Annotated in this window: 1 riboswitch. The window is 31.5% G+C overall.

What is annotated here, in order from left to right:
• Positions 1-30: 30 nt before the first annotated feature.
• Positions 31-132, bottom strand: a riboswitch (purine riboswitch).
• Positions 133-308 lie beyond the last annotated feature (176 nt).

Consider the following 308-nt stretch of genomic DNA (forward strand, 5'->3'; position numbering starts at 1 on the left):
AGTTTCGCAAAAAAGAATGCTAAACAGGCAAATATATTCGTCCTCACTCATAGTCAAAGTATTTACGGTACTTCGGTAGAAACTTGCAGGCCAAATCCCCGCGATTATATGAGTGTAGCTAACTATTTATTTTATAGAAGGATTATAACGCATTTTTTATACTTTGAAAAGCATTTCTTAATAAAACACGGACAAATTTTATAAAAACATCATTTTTGTTCGAGTTTTGTAAACTCTTACATATTATTTCAAAGTGTCGTTAAAATAATCGGCCCATCTTTTGTAATCGCAATTGTATGCTCATATGC

Source organism: Bacillus pretiosus, from assembly GCF_051294775.1.
GTDB lineage: Bacteria > Bacillota > Bacilli > Bacillales > Bacillaceae_G > Bacillus_A > Bacillus_A wiedmannii.